The 21,222-nt window shown below is 38.8% G+C and carries 17 protein-coding genes and 1 pseudogene; 9 read left to right on the top strand and 9 right to left on the bottom strand.

The annotated features are described in order from the left end of the window. Window positions 1-10: 10 nt before the first annotated feature. Window positions 11-607: a putative adenosine monophosphate-protein transferase Fic gene (locus tag B9T38_RS05795; protein ID WP_032007969.1), complete on the bottom strand. Its 597-nt coding sequence runs from the start codon at window positions 605-607 to the stop codon at window positions 11-13. A gap of 12 nt (window positions 608-619) precedes the next feature. Next, a complete protein-coding gene (locus B9T38_RS05790; protein WP_086195878.1) occupies window positions 620-787 on the bottom strand; it encodes a YhfG family protein in 168 nt (55 codons plus the stop codon). Between the two features lie 421 nt (window positions 788-1,208). On the opposite strand from B9T38_RS05790, the pseudogene B9T38_RS05785 reads away from it, so the two are divergent. From B9T38_RS05785 to B9T38_RS05775, 3 genes and pseudogenes are all read left to right on the top strand, one after another. Then, window positions 1,209-1,581: pseudogene (locus tag B9T38_RS05785) on the top strand (integrase core domain-containing protein); the annotation flags it as partial. A 142-nt stretch (window positions 1,582-1,723) separates the two neighbouring features. Then, window positions 1,724-4,342 carry a DUF8727 domain-containing protein gene (locus B9T38_RS05780; RefSeq protein WP_251992209.1) on the top strand — a complete coding sequence of 873 codons (2,619 nt, stop codon included), beginning with the start codon at window positions 1,724-1,726 and terminating at the stop codon, window positions 4,340-4,342. 26 nt (window positions 4,343-4,368) lie between these two features. Further along, on the top strand, window positions 4,369-6,576 hold the full coding sequence (locus tag B9T38_RS05775; protein WP_143222665.1) for a hypothetical protein: 2,208 nt from the start codon (window positions 4,369-4,371) through the stop codon (window positions 6,574-6,576). A 96-nt stretch (window positions 6,577-6,672) separates the two neighbouring features. On the opposite strand, the gene B9T38_RS05770 is transcribed toward B9T38_RS05775, so the two are convergent. The 3 genes from B9T38_RS05770 to B9T38_RS05760 all read right to left on the bottom strand — a co-directional run bounded on the left by B9T38_RS05770 (window position 6,673) and on the right by B9T38_RS05760 (window position 10,135). Beyond that, entirely contained in the window at window positions 6,673-7,428 is a 756-nt protein-coding gene (locus tag B9T38_RS05770; protein WP_086195876.1) for a hypothetical protein, read from the bottom strand. Between the two features lie 10 nt (window positions 7,429-7,438). Then, a complete protein-coding gene (locus tag B9T38_RS05765; RefSeq protein WP_086195875.1) occupies window positions 7,439-9,598 on the bottom strand; it encodes a hypothetical protein in 2,160 nt (719 codons plus the stop codon). Window positions 9,599-9,679: 81 nt separating this feature from the next. Then, entirely contained in the window at window positions 9,680-10,135 is a 456-nt protein-coding gene (locus B9T38_RS05760) for a zinc-finger-containing protein (protein WP_086195874.1), read from the bottom strand. A 463-nt stretch (window positions 10,136-10,598) separates the two neighbouring features. On the opposite strand from B9T38_RS05760, the gene B9T38_RS05755 reads away from it, so the two are divergent. Then, complete coding sequence (locus B9T38_RS05755; RefSeq protein ID WP_086195873.1) at window positions 10,599-11,243, top strand: HEPN domain-containing protein; 645 nt, start codon at window positions 10,599-10,601, stop codon at window positions 11,241-11,243. A gap of 52 nt (window positions 11,244-11,295) precedes the next feature. On the opposite strand, the gene B9T38_RS05750 is transcribed toward B9T38_RS05755, so the two are convergent. Further along, window positions 11,296-12,492: an MFS transporter gene (locus B9T38_RS05750; protein WP_086195872.1), complete on the bottom strand. Its 1,197-nt coding sequence runs from the start codon at window positions 12,490-12,492 to the stop codon at window positions 11,296-11,298. Window positions 12,493-12,678: 186 nt separating this feature from the next. Continuing rightward, window positions 12,679-13,605, bottom strand: coding sequence for a DMT family transporter (locus B9T38_RS05745; RefSeq protein ID WP_086195871.1), 927 nt, complete (start codon window positions 13,603-13,605; stop codon window positions 12,679-12,681). A gap of 975 nt (window positions 13,606-14,580) precedes the next feature. On the opposite strand from B9T38_RS05745, the gene B9T38_RS05735 reads away from it, so the two are divergent. From B9T38_RS05735 to B9T38_RS05715, 5 genes are all read left to right on the top strand, one after another. Then, window positions 14,581-15,708, top strand: a complete 1,128-nt coding sequence (locus B9T38_RS05735) for a Re/Si-specific NAD(P)(+) transhydrogenase subunit alpha (RefSeq protein WP_086195870.1) — start codon at window positions 14,581-14,583, stop codon at window positions 15,706-15,708. A gap of 11 nt (window positions 15,709-15,719) precedes the next feature. Beyond that, the gene (locus B9T38_RS05730) at window positions 15,720-16,040 is read left to right on the top strand and encodes a proton-translocating transhydrogenase family protein (protein WP_086195869.1); all 321 of its coding nucleotides are present in this window, start codon (window positions 15,720-15,722) and stop codon (window positions 16,038-16,040) included. Between the two features lie 3 nt (window positions 16,041-16,043). After that, window positions 16,044-17,498 (top strand): NAD(P)(+) transhydrogenase (Re/Si-specific) subunit beta, encoded by a 1,455-nt coding sequence (locus B9T38_RS05725; RefSeq protein WP_086195868.1) that lies wholly within the window; start codon window positions 16,044-16,046, stop codon window positions 17,496-17,498. 371 nt (window positions 17,499-17,869) lie between these two features. Further along, entirely contained in the window at window positions 17,870-19,204 is a 1,335-nt protein-coding gene (locus tag B9T38_RS05720; protein ID WP_086195867.1) for an ammonium transporter, read from the top strand. A gap of 21 nt (window positions 19,205-19,225) precedes the next feature. Further along, a complete protein-coding gene (locus B9T38_RS05715; RefSeq protein ID WP_086195866.1) occupies window positions 19,226-19,834 on the top strand; it encodes a hypothetical protein in 609 nt (202 codons plus the stop codon). A 106-nt stretch (window positions 19,835-19,940) separates the two neighbouring features. On the opposite strand, the gene rsfS is transcribed toward B9T38_RS05715, so the two are convergent. After that, window positions 19,941-20,342 (bottom strand): ribosome silencing factor, encoded by a 402-nt coding sequence (rsfS, locus tag B9T38_RS05710; protein ID WP_086195865.1) that lies wholly within the window; start codon window positions 20,340-20,342, stop codon window positions 19,941-19,943. A gap of 77 nt (window positions 20,343-20,419) precedes the next feature. After that, on the bottom strand, window positions 20,420-21,214 hold the full coding sequence (locus tag B9T38_RS05705) for a hydroxypyruvate isomerase family protein (RefSeq protein ID WP_086195864.1): 795 nt from the start codon (window positions 21,212-21,214) through the stop codon (window positions 20,420-20,422). Between the last annotated feature and the right edge of the window lie 8 nt (window positions 21,215-21,222).

Raw genomic sequence — 21,222 nt, 5'->3', positions numbered from 1 at the left:
CCCTTATTTTTTAGTCTGGTAGGGTGAGACATGATTCAAATATTTGAATTAATAGCTGCAAATTACCATAAAAGCCTTCAATATTTGCTTGTACCCATTGTTCTTTAGAGTTGATTTTCGACCAATCAATGCCATAGCCACAGTAGGCAATTAGGTGTTCAAAGAAAATACGTTGGGTACGTCCATTACCCTCACGAAATGGATGGATGACATTGAGTTCACAATACAAATCAGCAAGTTTAGGTATAAATTGTTGTAGTTCTAGACCTTGAAAGTAATTCTGCTGCTGAAGTGGATTAAGTAATTTATTTATTTCAATTTCGATACGGGAAAATGTACAAAAGCGAGTATCACCTTTAGAGATATCAATTTGCCGAAGTTGTCCTGCCCATTCGTACAAATCGCCAAAAAGCTGTGCATGGATAGATTGTAAGTAGTGCAAATCGTAAGGCGGTTCCGCATATTCAATTAAGCTACTCGATAAGCCTGATAGTTCAAGTTCCGCTTGTTCTAAAACCTGCTCATCACGGATATTCAGCTTGTTTTTTAGAATATTTGTCCCCGAATAGCAATATAGGCTATCCCCTAGTTCCCCATACTTATCCATAGCAGTACTCAGTTAGCTTTCTGGTTGTGAATACTTTTTATATTTTTGCAAAATTTGCGCTTTGCTTAGTTGGGTTAGATTACCAGATGCGGTGATCCCTTCAAGTTTGAGACTAGCTTGGTAGTTTTTCAAACGCGTCTTTTGAATGTATATTTTTTTTTGTTCGGTGGTCTTAAGCATTTTTAGATTCCATTAATTTAACAACTAAAATGAGTATAGCAAAGAATAACGACACAGAGCTGAACATGCACTCTATGGTACATAATTGTCTTTCCGCAATCGTATCCCTTTGATCAGCATTTACCCTATTAGGGTAAAATGCTTTCGATTGATTTGGATGAGCCAATCGATAATGTCACTGTCTTGGTACGGATCGCATTAAAGCATTTGGAACAGACATGAAGCTGGTGTGATATATAAAAAATGTGGGGTGATGCTGACTGATATAATCGGTAAATAGCGTTATGCCCCGACACTGTTTGTAGATCAGGAAAAACTACAAAGTAATGAAAACCTGATACAAGTCTATGAAGCGATTCAGCAGAGATATGGCAAGACTAATATAGCATAGGGAGTTGTTATCTACCCAATCTAAAATGGTCGGGAAAGCGGACTAGCCATTGGAGCAGGATTCTTATTACTGACATACGAGTTATTCGAACACTCAATCAGTGACTTGAATATCGATAAAAACCGTTTGTGATCCAATGTGACAATAGAGCGGAATTTATCAGTCATGAACTTATTACGCTGGGCAACTGAAGACGGTAGTTGTGTTGAATATATTCAATCAGGTAAACCACATCAAAATGTCTATATTGAACGTTATAATCGGACTATACGGTATGTTGCTTGAGCAAGAATTTGACCCACTGGAAGAAGTGCAAGATTATCCAACGAGTTGGCTGTGGCATTACAATCATGAACGGCCACACAAAGCCAACAAAAGAAAGCCTCCTCTAATGGCTCCTTAACCTCTACTTTTAACTTCAGTTATTTATTTGAGGATTAGCGGAGCAATCCAATACAGTAATTGAGAATGTTTACATATGTGATCATTTTAAATGTAATATAAGAATATTTATGTGATTTAAATTATTTTTGAGGGGCGTAGTGGTGCGATTAATAGTACATGGACTGAAAACATCTAATACAAATAATGATACAAATAATGATCGAGTTAGCGGCTATGTTGTTCCTATCGCCTATGAAAATGATGATATGACAGTTACTTATACTAACCCGATTGACTTTCCTAATAATAATCGTATCTGGATAAGTAGTGGATTTCCATACATTGAGAACAGCTTTCCTAGTGATAAAATTTTTTATTTGAATTCACATTATAATGGGTATGAGGATGATAATAGTTCTAACGAGATATTAAATGATCCAACCAAGTGCAAATACTTTTCTTTAGGTAAACACGCATCTACGATTTCATCTGACTATAAACAAATTTATAAATTACCAGCATTACCAGATATTCGCACAGGACGTTTAGAATCTTATGCGGTATCTCTCTTATCCAGTGTTGTTCATCCATTTTTTGCTTTGGTCGGTGACTATGTTTATGGACCATTTCAAATCAAAAAAAATAAAATAAATGAAGATGAGCATATTGTTTTTGAAACTGTAGATACTAAAACTCCTCTTGATCTTAAAAGTAATCATATTGCTAAATTTGCTTTAAATGATTTAATCGAACAAAAAATTTTACTTAAAGTTGAATCGCATGGCTTAGAGGCTATGTATATTACTAGTTTGCATATCTTAAAATCATCTGTTCCATTTGAAACGATAGACTACATCTCCGATAGTAAATTAATTCAATATTATCAAAGCTTGGACTTTGCGAAAGATGATTCAATATCTAAAAGTCAAGCAAAGAGCTTGAGCATATCTATACAGCGTTATCTTCATAACAACGCAGTAGAACATCCAGAGCGTATATCACGTTTACAAATGGTATTAGATCAATTTCTTAACAAGGAGGATCAAGAATTTTCCATTATAAAACAATATCTTGATTCAGAACAAGGACGTGCCTTTCTTAATGGTTTTTTAAGCAAGAATAAAGAAAATATTTTAAAAGATCATATAAAGGATTTACAAAAAGAAAATGCTCCTATAGTGGAAGAACTTAGAGCTAAATATCAAAATCAAATTGAAGATTTAAAGAAAAAATATACTGATGAAAAACTGGATATTGATAATAATATTGCCCAACTTAGACAGGATTTTGAAAAAGAGAAAGAGTCGATTAAACAGCAAAGTGAAGAAATACATAACTCAAAATTGAATGAAGCGTTGGAGCACTTACAGACCCAGATTGCTTTAAAAACTAAAGAGTTAAACAATATTTCTAGTCTTGTAGATTTAGAACAAAAAATTACTCAGAAACAGGGGGTTTTGGATCATGTTCAAGGTCAAATAAATTCAAAGCAAGGTGAATTAAATAAATTTGAACAAATGGTTAATCAGCAGAGAACTTTACTTCAAAATCCACACCAATTAAGTGATAAGGCTGTAGAGTTTGCTACTTTACGCTCTATCATGACTGGGGCAAACAATATAAAAGAAGAAATTTATGAGCCTGAAAAACTAACTCCAGCTGCCTATCAAGTCACAGGTGAAACAAGAATATCCTATATTAATTATTTACAAAGACATATTAATCAAAGAGATGGTAGAAAATTGTCTTATAACGGAACTGCCAACCTTATGACTACCGTTATGCAGACTTACTTGACGATCTTTAATGGACTACCTGGTGTAGGTAAAACTTCTACTGTTCATCATTTTGCTGATGCCCTTGGAATAAAGGGACCTATAGAGAATAAAGCTAACTTTTTGAATGTTGCCGTAGCACGTGGGTGGACATCAAGCAAGGATTTGCTAGGTAATAAAAATGCACTTCGGATGAGTTATGAAGAGGGGCGCACAGGCATCTACAGTATGCTGAAAGCATTAGAATATGCTAAGAGTAGTGGCAAGGACGATATTATTAATCATCAAATGCTGAGTATCATTCTCTTAGATGAAGCAAATCTCTCCCCGATGGAACATTACTGGTCAGATTTTCTTTCTATCTGTGATACTTTCCATGAAGGTAAAAATTTAAATCTTGGAGGAAAGAGTAATACATTTACCCTCAATTTACCGCCAAGTTTAAGATTCATTGCTACCATCAATACGGATGCTACGGTAGAACCATTATCAGATCGTTTACTTGATCGTGCTAGTGTTATTACGCTAACAAATGAGAATAATAACTTGGATAATTTATCTCTAGATGATTTAGGGTTTAACGGTGCTGTCCCTTATCAGGAATTAGCCGAAGCATTTATGATAAGTCGCGAACAAACGCTTAAATTACAGAATTCTGGTAAGCTGGAATTAGAGAGAAATGCATTAGCAAAGATTAGACATGCTTTAGAGTCTGATGCAAGAAGTGCACATCCAGTTTATATCTCTAATCGTAAAATGAATGCGATTTATAATTATTGTGCCGTAGCAAACCAATTGGCTTTTGAAAATGATGTTCCCCCTTTAGATTTTGCTATAGCTCAACATGTTATTCCTAAAATCAGAGGATATGGTAAAGACTTTAAAGAACGTTTAATAGACCTAGATAAAGTTTGTCGTGAGTATAGGTTGTCACAATCAAATCAGTTAGTTAAACAAATTCTCGATAATGGTTCAGAGTTCGCTGACACTTTTTCTTTGCTCTAATGTTTTTTAAGGGAATAAATCATTCTATGAAAGTATCCGTTGAGGTTATTGCTGGACGTAATAAGGGCCAAGTACTCGACCTGATGCAATCTCCACCCAATAATATGCCATACATATTATGTGAAGATGATGTTTTAGTCTTCAGGGTGCAGACTAGTGAGGAGCGTCCTAACCTACATCTCAATTTACATGAAACGTTTATTCCCTTTTTTCAAAAATCAGAGCTATGCAAAGATCAACCATATTACGAATATATTTGCGAACCAAAAAAGATTAAGAATAGTTGGAGGTATCAAGCACTTTTTCATAATTTTTGCGGTATAGCAGAGCTGATCATTACAGATTACCTAGACCTTGGTTTTGATAATTTTGAAATTAAAAATGCACAATATTTGCACCCGATTGAAATATTAGCACGTAAAATTAATGCTGATCGTATCAGTGCAATGCTAGATTTCTTAGGCCGAAACGATGGCAGTGATCTAGCAGCTCTCGCACGTATGACACGAAAATATTCTGGCTTTCAAGAAGGTGATAAAACAATCACTTATACCTTGGATAGTGTAGAGCGATATATTTTGTCACTTGAAGATTTATTGCCAAAGATTACCCAACATCCTATTGTTAAACTAGTACAAGTTAATCGTCTGAATTCTTATAAAGATTCTTCTCAGCTCACTGAAGATTCAATCAACCATTTAATCAATACAACTGAAGACATATATGAGGTCTTAGATGAAGAAGATAGTCTATTTTCTATAGATGATCGTTATTTCGCTGTTGATAAAGTATTAGAAACGGAAATCGTTGAAGAGTGTGATCTTTATGAAAACGAAGTTCTACATGGTTTTATACATATATTAATTCAATCATTAGGACAGATTACAAAGGGTTTACAACAAAAGTGCACGAAAGATGAAAGAAGAGATATCTCAGGTTATGAATCTCTTTTTAATAAAATTGATAAGTTTAAAGAAAAGTTAAATCGACCAGTGATTGAACGTTGCAATCATTTTATTTCTCGACTTTTTTTCTTGAAAAGGCTTCTTGTTAATAGAATTAATGTAAAAAAACCTTATTTGCGAGAGCCTATTTTCACTCATAAAGCAAAGCATAATCTTTATTATCGTCAGGTCTTTTTGATGATGATTGAATGGATGAGATTTGGTAAACCAGACTGGAGCTTACAAAATCAACTAAATTCAATTGAAAATTTACCTAAGTTATTTGAATATTACCTGTTCTGTCTTGTTAAAGAGCATGTCCTGAATTATAGCTTACAATTCAGAGAGGCTCTCGCAGAAACACTTCTAGATGGATCGAGTTATGATCGGTTCGTTTTCAAACTTAGTGAAGAGGTAAAAGCAGAACTACTATATGAACCAAATATCTATACTTCTGACCGCAATTCACTTAATGCTAAGGATAGGGTTTTAGCTTCTTATAGAAATACAGAGGCGTGGAATAGAAAGAAAGATTCTAACGACGCACATGTGGATAAAAATATACCTAACCGTAGTTTTCAACTGCGCCAAAATTCAGAAAATGCTAAAAAAAGATTGTATCGCAGGTCCCCTGATATTGTATTGCGTATGTATACATCAAATCATGAGTCACTACTTATGTTGGATGCTAAATACATGACATCAGAAAAAGCTTTCCATGAGGCAATGCGTGACTGTATGATTAAATATTTACATGGCATCCATTTTGCTGCAACTGGAGAAAACAAGACTATTGGCTTGATGATAGTTAATCCTGATGAGCAAGATGTTACACACCATTTTCATCATGATGAATATACAATCTTTGGTTCTATGCCAGTGACGCCATGTGTCATGACTGCATCGATCGATATTTCTAAAGCACATCATCTCGGTTCAACTATTCAACGTAATATATTTCGTATTATGGAAATGATGGTAGAAAAAGTCAGTAATGTGGGGTTAGGTGAGATGAAAACTAATGTACACGAATTATATAAAACAAAAGAAAACTTTATATCTCAATCACAAGATGAAATGTTGAGTGAACATAAAGAAATAAAATATCATGAGATTGAGCTTAGAAAGCCAAAAATCAATGAGAAGAAAGTGAAGAAATCGTCTCCAATTGTAAAGCAATCGTTAACAGTTGGCCCACTTTTCAAGAAAAATCCTACATCAATCAAGAATGAACAACCAAGTCATATTGATTTACTGAAAAAGCTGAAACATCGTGGTCGGAATAATTAACCCCAATCCTATCTAAGCTAATAACTGCACTAATAAGCATAACTCAAGAACGGTTAATCTTGGATTGAGGAAGTAAAATGCATGAAAAAAAAATTCTTAATCAAGTTTAAGTTGATTTACGCTATTAAGATCACGCTTATCACTTATTTTTGATTCAATCATATTCACTTGGTTTTGAATATTTTGCTTAATCCCTAAAGACAGGTTATTAGCATGTTCACTCATTGCAAGTTTACTTTGCAAATTGGCATCAACTACTGCTTTTTGACGAAAGCCTAAATTACTTAATTGTTCGCTTTTAAAGTCGATGGATCGCTTTATCTCCAAAGCAATTGCATCCATGTAAATTTTTTTACTATCAGAATTTTCAGGAAATTGGTTGGAAGTTTCCAAAAGCTGCGGAAGTTTGATCGTGAAGAATTTATCATCTTCATTTATCGACTTGGCTAATTCCCCATAAAAAGCTTCGATTTCCTTAACTTGTTCTAAACTGCTACGCTCTATAAGTTCGAGCCTCGAATTAGCCAATTGATCTAGCTCTTTTTGCATTCTTGCTAAGGAATCAGCTATAGCCTGAAAACCCCTGAATTTAGCCTCAAGCATTACAGCTTCAATTTTAGCATTTGCTTGAATTATTTCGAGTTGAGCTTCTTTAACTAGATGAACTCTCTCGTTCTCTAATTCAGCCACCCTAATCTTGTCTGGATCATAATTGGTAACTGTAGAGCTTCCTGAATTTGAATACGACCTACCGCCAGAATCACCGTTACTACTTGTTGATGAACCCAGAAAACCACCTATTGCACTAGCAACATTAGAAACAATAGTAGACCCAAAATCCAACCATCCCATAATATAATCCTTATTTAATTAACTCTTTACTTATTGCTTTACGCATCTTAAACATCAATGTAGCAAGTTCTTTTTCCCTTTGATCCAAAGCATTACTATAGCTTTGTGCATCATGTAGAAATTCTGCTAGGTTCTGTTGCTGAATCTTTCTAAATTCTTCATTCATGCTCAGGAAAATTTCATTTCGATTTATTAATTGTTCATCATTTAATAGATCAACAATGAGGTTCACTGATGTTTGTTGCCAAGCATTAGCAAACTTATCCAACCAAATCTTTTGCGCTGTCGTGCTGCAACTGAAAATAATATTTTCTAATCGCTTAATAAGGTTATGAGTAAGAATAGTTAATTGTTGCTCTTTCTCTAACTTTTCTAAACTGTCGCCATTGATCTTACTTTCATTTGTTATATAAATCCCGAAACGCTTTTTGCAATAAAATTCATCCAGATCATTTTGATATTGCTCAATAGACAAGAATATATCTATTACTGTTTTTTCATCTATAACCTGATTTAATCCTGCATCAAATAAAGAGCGAAGTTGTTTCAGAGCCACTAATCGCTCAGTGCGCCATTCATTAAAGCATTCATCAATTTTATCTAGTTCAATACCACTGTCTAAGCCAATTTGGATCAATTTTTGTTTAGAGTTATCAATGAATATCAGATGATTTTGTAGCACCTGATTCATGTAGCTTGAGATTTTTTTGATAACATCCATTGATTCATCCAGTAATTCAGCTTTTCTTAATGTACTGGTACATAGAGTTGCCGTGTATTCTGCAAGCAGTGTGAAATTTGGAACAGGCTGTTGTCCAAGGGCATGTAGATCACTAAGCGTTTTAATATTGGTATTTGACAGAAGCTGGTTTGATTCTTCCAAAAGATTCGTCAACTTTGAGCGTAAAGATATTAAATCAATATCAAGATATTCTTGTAACAGTTGTTTTTGAGATTCAAAAAATTCCTGTTCTTCAACTGTCAAATTATGTATGAGTGGCTGTTGTTCAAGTTGAGTTTTCAGCCTGATAATCTTGCTAAACAAATCAAGATTATGACTTTCCCAATCATTAAGTTTGCTTAATAGATTTGTAATCCATTTTTTACTTGCCAGACTATATTGCCAAGTGGATTTTTGAATTGCATTTAAATCATAATTTTTCAGCTCTGTAATATAGTCAAAATAGGGTGAAAGCAAATTGGTCGCATTTTTTTCTTTCGCGTAGTCTATTTTTTTCTCTACCTCGACTAACTCGTTTTGTAATTTTTTATACCTAGAGTAAATATCATAAAGACGGTTATATTCATCACATCTTTCTTTAAGTTCTTCAGCAGTCTCACTGTGCTTTTTTTTTGGCTCGAAAATGGGAATCCAATTGTTTTCAATAAAGTAATTTAGGATAGCTAGAGCTTTCTTCCGTGCGGGAAGAGAGTTGCCCCATATATCTGGTTCGAAAGTATCAAATTGTTGAAGATGAATGACAGGGCATCTTAGAAGTGCTACAACCGATGAATCCAAATGATAGTTGAGGACATCTACGGCTTCTGGATCAGTATGGTTACTATATTTGACAAGACATTTATAAGTTGAGCTACCCCAAGGATAATAAGCACCGTCCCCGCTATATGCAATCGTAACTTCTTTCTCTGGTCTAAACTTTTTATCAGGGATACAAAAAGGAATCGGATTCTTTTCTGTATGAACAGTCCATTTGCCTTTCCCTATGCCGTGTAACTCATATTCTTCCCATAAGTTTTTTTCCTCCCATAGTTTGCAAGATACAGGTTCTACGACACTAAGGTTTTGATATATGCAGCCAGTCCTGTTATCAAAGAAGATTTGATCCAAGTTTTTAAAAGTAAAAAACCTTTGTTCATTTATAGCTTCAATTAATGTGCGTATGGTATTTTTATATCCCCAAGATAACCACATCAACTTGTGTATCGTTTCATCACGTTGGGCTAATAGTCTGATCCTTTCTAATTCACCGAAGTATATATCTTCAACACTACTCTTTTGAGCGTTTTCATCTAGGTGAAAAAACGCATATGGGTCTTCATTTGTGAAATTTATTTCGCTTTGGAGTTCTTTAAGACTTCTACGCAATATTTCTCTTTTTTCTAAATATTGTTTTGCATCATAACAAGCATTATTTTCGATTGATTTCACGGCACCCTCTTAACAGGAGTAATTAACCAAATTTACAACGCTTTACAGCATATCAATTCGATACTCAAAATGCTGTAAAAATTAAACTTTTTTCATTTTTGACATAGCTAAATTAATGTACGGAGCACAGTGCTGAATGACTTGTTGGCACTGTTCAGTATCAAACTGACCTACATGACAATCATCAACGTGTATTTCCATTTTCTTAGCCAACCACTCATAAGCAGCTTTACGAGTTTTCATTTTGGCTAGGATCAGGTGCAACATTTCTGCAGTAGATGGATTGAATGTTGTAGAGCAAGGCAAGGCAATAAATGCGGGCTTGGATAATGCCGGGTTGTGCAGAGTTTGTCTGCCATCGAGAAGGTGAATCAATTTAGATACGAGATTTGCACTCAGGCCATACTGTAAAGCGACTGAGGTGATTGAAGTGTTGGGTTCTTTATAGGCTTGAACAATACTATTTTTAAATTCAGCACTGTATGTTCTTTGCTTTTTGGAAGCAGATCCGGTTGATGCATGAATATTTGTGGTCATAAATTAAGTCACCACTTAAAAATAAGTGGTGGATCAGTTAGCTAGAGAAGAGACGGCTCACAGGACTTTTTTATCATTTTCTACCCGCCTTATAATTTAAATTGAATATTTTGTAACCGATCATCAAGCCACTAACTTAATTTTACTCCAAATTTACACCCTATATATTAGTAATCTATTTAAGTGTTTGAAATATAAATATTATTATTTTTATAATGTCCAATCCATCATCGGGGCAACCGAAATGCGAGGCTGTAAAGATTGCAGAGCAGTCATGGCATAAACCTGAAATAATGAAAAACCGAAGCGCGGATTATACGGGGTTTGATGAAAAATCGACAGTCGCTTGCAGCGATCATTGCCTTTATTAAAGTCTTAAAATCAACTGTGCAGTCAGCTTAGAATTTGTATGTAATTTAACTTTTTAGTATGTTGGAGATATGACCACAACAGGGAAAATAACATGTTGGTTCTAGAAGAAATGTATAGGAGTAAAAAAAATGAATATTCTACGCCTTTTAATTTACGTATCCAGCGCAGTTTAAGCTGGTTTAAAAAAGCCCTGATACTTCATGATGATCTTGATCTACAGTTTATTACGGTATGGGTGGCATTTAATGCATTGTATGCACAGGAGCAAGCTGCTGATCAGGAGCAGTACACCTTAAGACATTTCCTCAGCTCGATGTGCCATAAAGATGTTAATCAAAAAATATTTCACATCCTCTGGGAAAAACAACAGTCAACCATTCGATTACTCCTGAGTAATCCATATCTGTATCAGAGCTTTTGGGACTGGCGTAATCAGAAAATCAGTGAGGCAACATGGCGCTCAGCTTTTGCCACAGAACAACAACAGCTCCAGCACATCTTGCAAAACCATGATTCAGTCAGCCTGTTGGTATCCCTGTTTAGTCGCTTGACGACTTTATATCAACAGTTAAGTCGAGGCGGAGCGACCTACAATAGTGCTATTAACCGGAAACAATTAGCCAATGCTTGGAGTATTTTATCTGTATTGGTACCGAGCTTTATCCAAATTTTATTGGAAAATGTCGAAAATATAGAGTTCAATCAGCCATTTTATCCCGTGGTGCAAGTATCCTGAGGTGAATGATTTGAAATAGACAGCAAGATCAAAAACTGTTTCATTTGCAATTTTATTTTGAAAGAGGCATGCTGCGAGCGTGATAACGCATATCCAGAAATGCAAAAAAAGCAGCGCAGAGTACCAAACTCACTCCTGCAATACAGGTCATCTTCCAGCCGCCATGATGCCATGCATAGACTCCGAGTGCAGAACCACAGGCTCCACCAATAAAGTAAGAAGTCATATAAATAGAATTAATCCGCGATTTGGCATCTGGACGTAGACGGAAAATAATATTTTGATTACTGGTGTGCACAATGGTCAGGCCCAGACTGATTATGCCGTAGCCAATCATATAACTCAGCAAAGACTGCCCACCGAAATAAAGAAAAAACCAGCTCACAATCAGCGTTAACAGGCCGATCCAGGTCAGTGACTGGGTATGGCCCTGATCGGCAATTTTGCCAATTTTCGTTGTAGACAATGCACCAAACACTCCCGCCAGCGTTACAACACCCACCAATACATCGGAAAGATGAAACGGGGATGAGGTCAGTAAAATGGCAATGGTCGAAAACAGGGTACTCATGGAAGCAAATACAAAACCACCAATCAATGAACGAAATCCTAAACGCGGTTCCTGTTTCAGTAAAATCGCCATGGATTTAAAAATTTGTGTATAGCTCATTTTTAGTATGGTGATGTGGGGCAGTTTGGTTTTGAGTAGAAAGGCTAACATCAGCATCAATATGGCACTGAGCATATAGATCAGTTTCCAGTTGAACAGGTTGGACATTAAACCCGCAAGACTGGTGGATAGCAGTAGTCCGACCAGAAGTCCACTCATCAGGAAGCCGACCACTTCACCAGTTTTTTCAGGTTTGACGGCCATGGTGGCTAGAGGAATCAGGACCTGTGCTGCGACCGAAAATAGCCCTGTAATTATGGTTCCCAGCCAAAGCATGGGTAAGTTGACGGCAAAAGCACATAGAAATAAACCGATGGCAGTCATGACCATCAGTAAAGGAATAAATTTGGTTTTATTGACAATGTCACCCATTGGAACAATAAACAACAGGCCCAGTGCATATGATACCTGGGCAAATGTCACGGTTAAGGCGACTTGTGATTCAGGAACATGAAAATATTGCTGGATGGAATGGATTAAAGGCTGGCAATAATAGTTGGCTCCCGCACACAGACCACAGGCTATGGCCATGAGCCAGAGTAAAGATTTATCCTGGCTGATGTCGAGAGAAGTTTTCATAACCATCCTTGTTTTGTTTCAGGTAGGCAAAGTTTGCCGGTATTGTATGTACATGTAGAGTATAGCAGCCCTATCAGTCTGGACTTACCAATATAGGGGAAAAGCAATCTCTATTCGGTGTTCTGTGACTATTTTAAAAGCCGTATTTTTTAGCTTGCGGCAGACTTTGATTAGACCAGACAAAAATTAATGTGAGAATTTCTTTTTAGCCAGAGTAATCATCATGACGCCAATTATATTGAGCATACAGCCTAGCCATTGAATGGCATTTAAATGTTCACCTAAAAAAATAGTGGCCAAGATAATGGTCAGAATCGGGCCAATTGAAGCAATCATGGCAGACTGTGCAGCACCTAAGCGGACAATACTCTGTGCCATCAGTACCGTCGGTAAAACTGTGACCAGCAGGCCTAAGGCAATACCGTACCCAATTACACTGACAGGTAGCTGGGTGAATAAATGCAAAGGCTGCGGCGTGGCAATCATGTAATGGGTTAGGGTGCCGATACAGGCAATACTCAGTGCCAAACCGGTAAAATTCCATGAACCAAAACGTTGAATCAGTCGTGGAGTAAGCAATAAGTACCCGGCAAAACATACCGCACTGGCAAAGACCAGACTGCTTCCAAGCCAGAAATGACCTTCATGTGCGACGTTGCTTTGTTCCTGCAACATCACAATGACCGTACCGCCGTAACTTAAGGCGATGGCCAGCATACTTTTTAGGCTAAGTTTCTGCTTATAAATGGCACTGGAAGCCAGAACCGTCAGGGTGGGATAGAGAAATAAAATAATCCGTTCCAGTGAGGCACTGATATACATCAGACCAACAAAATCCAGCCAGCTTGAAAAGTAGTAACCCATGAGCCCTGCAACAATCAACAAACCCCAGTCTTTCGCTGCCAGTTCTTTATTATGATGACGGTTAAACCAGCACAGCAGCAAAAAAAACGGTAAGGCACTTGCCATACGCAAAGCCATCAGTACCGTGCCATCGACCAAAGGCGACAAGGCATAGGTTTGCTTGATAAAAATGGCTTTGGTACTAAACAGGAAAGCAGCACCAATCGCAAATAATGAACCTAATTGTGTTTGGCTTAGAGTCGGTTTCATTTTACCTGCTTGATTAGGGCTTCTGATCCGAAGAAGATCGAGACAAAGTTGAATTATAAAGTTTTTAAGCCTCGAGGTTAAATGCAAAAAGATGCGAATTATAATTCCAATTAGGAATGATTGATGCTTAGAGCCATTTTCTAGAGGTTACTGACAACTGGCTTGGCTTCTCTGGAAAGTGAGTTTTGTTTTTTTGTCTAAATTTTATTCAAGCACGTTTGTTTAGAAGCGTTATATCGCTATGCCTACTCTTTTAAAAGTAATAAAAACAAGAAGATGAGTATAAAAAATAATTTTTTGCACTAAATTTGTGCATAAAATGTTGAATTGAGACAAATACAGTGTAAAACATCATCAAGCGAAATGGCTGTAAAATTTTTTTTAATTAATTTTTTGAATTACCTTAGACTTAGGGCGAATAAGCATTAAATAACAAAAAAACATAAAAATAAGCAAAATCAGCATTTTTTCTGATATGCAGCTCCAGACTTGATTTAGGCAAAACCAGATAGGCAATCGCTTATTTTTTAAGGGAACAAGTCCATTCAAGATGTCATTCTGGCCAATAAAGGGGGAGAAAATTATTTAAATTTACTCAGTCGATAACTAAATCAAGCAACTTTCTAGGTATTTATTTAAATTCTGATTAAAGGAAGAATGTCAGAAAGATCAATTTTGTGGGACAAGCCGGCTGGAAATGGTGAACGGAAAGGTCAAGATAAGGATTTATAGCTTTTTCAGGCTGGCATTTAAAGTCATGAAGACGAGCTAAAATTAAAGTAAAACCGACGAATCCTATATGAAACTATTATTTTTATGAATCATCAGTTCAAAATATGGGTATTTATTAAATAAATATTGGGTAGTAATTTAAAAAAGTTCAATTAGAATCCAAAAATTCAACAAAAACGCATCCTGGGGGAAACATTGCTCACCGCGATGTTTACTGAAGAAAAATTAGCTTGAGGAACGCTCATGCAGATTGGAATCCCAACCGAAACTGTGGTCGGTGAAAATCGTGTGGCTGCAACGCCAGAAACAGTAAAGAAGTTGATCAGTGCTGGTCATACTGTAGTCATTGAACGTAGAGCAGGGGTAAAAGCTGCTTATATTGACAGTGCCTATGAACAGGTCGGCGCCAAAATTACCGATGATGCCTATACCGGCAGTCAGATTATTTTGAAAGTTCGTGCCCCTCAAGGTGATGAAATTCAAAAACTTGCAGCAAACACCGCAGTGATTGCAATGTTTGACCCGTATCGCAACACTGAACTTGATCAGTTTGCAGCAAAGCAGGTTTCTGCATTTGCACTGGAACTTTTACCACGTACGTTGTCCCGTGCACAAAACATGGACGTGCTGTCTTCTCAAGCCAACTTGGCCGGTTATAAATCGGTACTTTTGGCGGCAGCAGAATATCAACGCATGTTCCCAATGCTCATGACGGCTGCGGGTACGGTAAAACCGGCCCGTGTGGTCATCATGGGGGTTGGGGTTGCCGGCCTGCAAGCCATTGCGACTGCTAAACGTTTAGGTGCTGTGGTTGAAGCCACCGATTTACGTCCAACTGCACGTGATCAGGTCGAATCACTTGGCGGTAAATGGCTAGACGTACCAATGTCGGATGAAGAAAAGCAAAAAGCTGCGGACGCTGCTAAAAATGGTTATGGCTGGATGCCAGGTGAGCAATATATCAAAGACCAGGCGGCCATTGTCGATAAAGCTGTTTCTAATGCCGATATCGTGATTACCACTGCACTGTTACCCGGCCGTGATGCACCGCGTTTAATTCGTGCTGAAACGGTGGCCAAAATGAAACCGGGTTCAATCATTCTGGATATGGCGGTTGAATCAGGCGGTAACGTGGAAGGTTCCAAGTGCGGTGAAAATGTCGTGACGGATAATGGCGTGACCATTTTGGGTATTCCGAATATCCCATCTACAGTTGCGACCGAAGCCTCAGCACTGTATGCACGTAATGTCTTTAATTTCCTCGATACCCTTTTTGATGCAGAGAAAAAATTTGCCATCAATCCGGAAGAAGAAATTCAAAAAGCCCTACTCGTCACTCATGGCGGTCAAGTACTGCTGAAGCGTGGTTAAGGAGAGTCATCATGGTTGAAACGATTACAATTTTCGTCCTTGCCATTTTCGTAGGTTACTACGTGGTTTGGGGCGTTACACCTGCATTACATACGCCATTGATGGCGGTAACCAACGCCTTGTCATCGATTATTGTGGTGGGTGCGATGTTGCAGACGGTGGGCATCCCGGGTTTGGTTGAAGCCAATGTGCAATTCCAGAGCATCAACGTGGTCAGTATTTTGGGTGCAGTCGCAGTATTTCTGGCAAGTATCAACATTTTTGGTGGCTTCGCCGTAACTGCACGTATGCTTGAAATGTTCAAGCCAAAGCAAAAGAAAAAAGAGGGCTAAAACATGGAATTCATTCGAGACTATGCGGATTGGTTCTACCTGGTGGGTGCCGTTCTTTTTATCTTAACTTTACGTGGTTTGTCTGGTCCTAAAACAGCCATTGCCGGTAATCGTTACGGTATGATTGCAATGGCCATTGCCGTGATCACCACCTTCTTTGTTGCTGATCATCCTGTGGTCTGGATGATTGGCGGCGCAATGGTGTTAGGTGCGATTGTAGGTATTGCTCGTGCACGTACCGTTCCGATGACGCAAATGCCGGAAACCGTTGCATTGATGCACTCATTAGTGGGTTTGGCTGCAGTGCTAATTGCGATTGCTGCAATTTTGCATAACAACCAGTTAACGGCACTATTTGCACAAAATGAAGCGGCGTTAACAGCTGCGGGTGTTGAACATGCCCACATGAGCAAAGTTCATCTTTTTGAATTATTTGTAGGTTGTTTCGTTGGTGCGATTACCTTTACCGCTTCAGTATTTGCTTACGGTAAGTTGGCTGCGAAAAAATGGGCGAAAACCATTTCGGGTGGCTGGGTTAAACCACTACAGGCGATTATTTTCCTGGCGATGTTAAGCTGTGGTTTCATCTTCTTCTCAACAGGTAACATGCAGGCTTTCTGGGCAATGACTGCTCTGGCACTTGCATTTGGCTGGGTATGGATTGCACCGGTCGGTGGCGGCGATATGCCAGTGGTGGTATCGCTGTTGAACTCATTCTCTGGCTGGGCTGCGGCAGGTATTGGTTTCACTTTAGAAAACAATATGTTGATTGTTGCGGGTTCACTGGTGGGTTCTTCAGGTGCAATTCTGTCTTACATCATGTGTAAAGCCATGAACCGTTCAATCATCAACGTCTTGTTTGGTGGTGCGATGGGCGGTGCAGCAGTTGCATCAGCAGATAAAGGTGAGCAAGTTCAACGTAACCACCGTTCTGGTTCAGCAGATGACGCAGGCTTCCTGATGTCAAATGCGGATAGCGTGGTGATTGTACCGGGTTATGGTATGGCGCAAGGTCGTGCACAGAATGCGGTAAAAGAATTGTGTGAGATTTTGAAAGAGCAGGGCGTAAAAGTACGTTTTGCGATTCACCCGGTAGCAGGTCGTATGCCAGGTCACATGAACGTATTACTTGCTGAAGCAGACGTGGCGTATGAAGACATTCTGGAAATGGATGAAATCAACTCGGACTTCCCGGCAACTGATGTTGTGTTAGTCATTGGTGCAAACGACGTCGTTAACCCGGCAGCGAAAGATGATCCAAGTTCACCAATTTACGGCATGCCGATTCTGGAAGCGCATAAAGCACGTACTATTATGGTGATCAAGCGTTCTATGGCAACCGGTTATGCGGGTCTGGACAATGACTTGTTCTATAATGAAAAAACCATGATGATTTTCGGCGATGCCAAGAAAGTCGTGGAAGACATGACTAAAGCTATTAACGGTGGCGGTCACTAAATCCACGCTTCAAAAGTCCCTCTTTCATAAAGAGGGATTTAGGGAGATTAAAACCACCTTCGGGTGGTTTTTTTAATTCTAGAATATATGACTTTTTAACAATTAAATTGAAGAATAGTGCAGAGCACACTTTTATCAGGCTATGGTTTCTTGTTTTATTTGGTGCTGCCTGATCAAGCGATATTGCAAAAATGCTTTATAAAATGGCAATTAACTGTTTATTTCTAAATAGGTATTGCCGATGAGGGATATTTTTAGAAATTAAGTTGTGTTAAGACCGGCATTTGCCGGCCTTTTTAAATAAAAAGATAAATCTCGATAATCTGGCATTTCTTTTGCATTTTTGTGATTCAGTTTTAGGGGGACTGTTCATGAAAATAATAAAGTATCTAGCATTGCTGTTATGTGTATGTTCACTACCTGCATTTGCAAGTGAAGCTGCGACAAACACAGCGAATATTCAAGAAATACGTTTATCACTCGACAGTGTCTGGGTGGTAATGGGCGGTATATTGGTGTTCTTTATGCAGGCCGGGTTTGCACTGGTGGAAAGTGGCTCTGTACGTAGTAAAAATACCGTCAATGTACTCATGAAAAATTATATGGATGCTTGTCTGGGGGGATTGGTCTTCTGGTTAGTTGGTTTTGGTTTAATGTTTGGGGTCAATGCTTCAGGCTGGATAGGCACCAGTCATTTTGCACCCAATGACCTGGATGACTGGCATTGGAATCTGTTGTTCTTTCAAATGATGTTTGCCGCTACTGCAACCACAATTGCCAGTGGTGCCATGGCAGAGCGTATTCACTTTGTTGCTTATATTGTAGGGGCTGCTGTGGTCAGTGGCCTTATTTATCCTGTCTTTGGCAGTTGGGCGTGGGGCAGTATTTTTGAGGGTTCAGGCTGGTTAAAAGCAATGGGTTTTATCGACTTTGCTGGTTCAACCGTGGTGCATTCAATCGGTGGTTGGGTCGCTCTGGCCGGGATTATTGTTTTAGGGCCACGCTTGGGACGTTTCGGGCGTAATGGACAAACTCACCATCTGGCAGGGCACAACCTGCCTTTGGTGGCTTTGGGTGGTTTTATTCTCTGGCTGGCATGGTTTGGTTTTAATGCTGCATCAACCGTGAATGCCAGTGTCAGTATCGGTCGTATTGCTTTAAATACCCATCTAGCGGCCTGTGCTGCTGCAGTGGCTTATATGCTGTATGCCTTAATTCGTGGTAAGGCAATTCTAATGCAGACCACAATTAATGCTTCATTGGGCGGTTTAGTGGGGATTACGGCGGGTTGTGCCACCATGTCACCTTTATTTGCCGTGATTACTGGACTCATTGCCGGACTCATTGTCAGCGTCATGCCAAGCCTCATGGAAAAATTAAAACTGGATGATGTGGTGGATGCCGTTACTGTTCATGGTTTTTGTGGGGCGTGGGGAACCGTGGCTGCAGGCCTGTTTTTTGAAGCCGATATGTTTAACTCACAAATTGTGTCTATTCAGATTTTAGGTGTGCTGGCAGCATTTGCTTGGGGATTCGGAATCGCGCTGATTACTTTTAAGCTGCTGGAGAAAATATTGGGTGGTTTACGTGTCAGCACGCAACATGAACAACGCGGTTTGGACTATACCGAACATGCCGAGCTGTCTTATCCTGAATTTCAGCGTGATGTGACTTTTGAAACAGATGATATTACCAAACGCCACTAAACCAAGAAGGGGAGTTTAGCTATGCCAAATGAATTACTCACTGTGATGCAAAAGAAACAGGCGATTGAACGCGGTTTAAGTCATTATTTGCAAGGAACTGTACTGGAACGGGTATTGAGTTACTGGGAACAGGAGTATGGCGACAAACCTTCATTTGTACTCAATCGTTTTATGAATGACATTTGCAATACTGATGAATTGCGTATTCATCGCAAAGAAATGTTGAAACAGGTGTTATGTGAAATGTCGGCGGTTGAAAAACAGGTGCTACTGGATACCCAGCCGAAAGTGCAAACGGAGGTGCCAATTTCAGCCGATTTTGCCGATGCTTTTTTTGATTTGATTAATGGGGTGCTACAGACAGTAGCCAGAGCTGATCTGAATGATTTTAATGCGGAAGTTAAAAATCACATCCAAGCCCTGGGCATTGCGATTGAGAAATCTGCAAATCTGAATGATGCTGCTTTTGCAGAATGTTTACCGCTCACCAGTTATGCTCAGGTGATTACCGCATCATATGAATGCTATTGCGAATTTTATGGCCCAAGTAAAGCCGATCAGGTCTATGCACGGGTGAAAATGGATATCAAGAACAAATATCCGTCCGTGGATTTACATCATTTATTATAGTTGGCAGTCATCTTGATCAAATACATGTTCAGTCTTAAGTTCAGGCTGGGCATCCTAAAAACAGCAGCACTAAAAAAGCGACCTGAAGGTCGCTTTTTTAGTTTATTTAGGCTACTGATTCTGGAGTTGTGCGCCATAAGCTTTCCAGATCGTAAAATTTACGTGCTGTTGGAAGCATGACGTGAACTACAACAAACCCAAGATCGATCAGGATCCATTCGGCATCACGTTCACCTTCAACGCCGAGAGGGCGGAAACCCGCTTTACGTGCTTCTTCAGCAACATTGTCTGCAAGGGCTTTAATGTGACGGGTTGATGTACCGCTGGCAATGACCATGGCATCTGCCACATTGCTGATTGAGCTGACATCAAGTTCTAGAATATCTTTTGCTTTTACATCTAATAGGGCTTCATGTACAACTTTCAAGCAAGCTTGTACATCTTTAGCATGAGCATTCATTGCGTGTTCGAGAGAATTAGAAGCGCTGGGCGATGGTTCTAAATTCATAAAAGGTTTAATTTCCGGACAATATCTCATCGTGTAATATAGCGGTTTTGGGGCTGAATTTCAAATCTGTTCATAATTTAACTTTGTGGATGTTTTGCAAAATATTTATCTTTCCAGGCAAAAGAATGGCTGGAATGCGCTTGTGGCTTGTATTCTGCTGCAGTGAAACCTGTATAGGTACTTTGGTTTAACCACTGAAAAATTTCTGCATAGGGAATTTGTGCAGTATCAGGCTGATGACGTCCCGGACAGTCTGCAAACTGGATGTGTCCAATATCCTGAATATTTTCCTTTAAGCCCTGTAGTACATCTTCACCCATCATCGCCATGTGATAGCAGTCATATTGCATTTTTAGCGCTGGGTGTCGTACTGCTTCCAGCATTTCTTGGGCTTGGGCAATATTTTGTACCAGAAAGCGGGGCATGTCGGTGCCATTAATCATTTCAAACACTGGCTGAATGTTGTGTACAGCAAACATGGAACACGCCAGTTTTAAATTTTTTGCCAGCGTATTTAGGCAAGGCAACAAATCGGAATCAAGCGGTTGCTTGCCGGCCAAGATATTCACACTGAATACATTCAGTGCTGTGGCATATTCAATGGCCTTTTCCAGGGCATGATGGAATGCAATTTCTTGACCCGGTACGCCAGCCAGACCATTACCGCCTTGCATTAGGTCACCTGCAGGGACATTAATCAGGCATAAGCTCAGGTCGTGCAGGGTCAATTGGGTCTGAATCTGTTCGATGCTGAGTTCATAGGGAAACTGGATTTCTACATGCTGAAAACCATGAGCCTGCGCCAGAGCAAAGCGCTCAATCAGAGGCACTTCAGTAAAAATCATGGATAAATTGACCGCCAGCTTAATCATGCCTTTAC

Origin of the sequence: Acinetobacter sp. ANC 4218 (genome assembly GCF_002135245.1) — a bacterium.
Taxonomy (GTDB): domain Bacteria; phylum Pseudomonadota; class Gammaproteobacteria; order Pseudomonadales; family Moraxellaceae; genus Acinetobacter.
The sequence above is the reverse complement of the archived record's forward strand: the minus strand, read 5'-3'. Positions and strand labels throughout refer to the sequence as shown.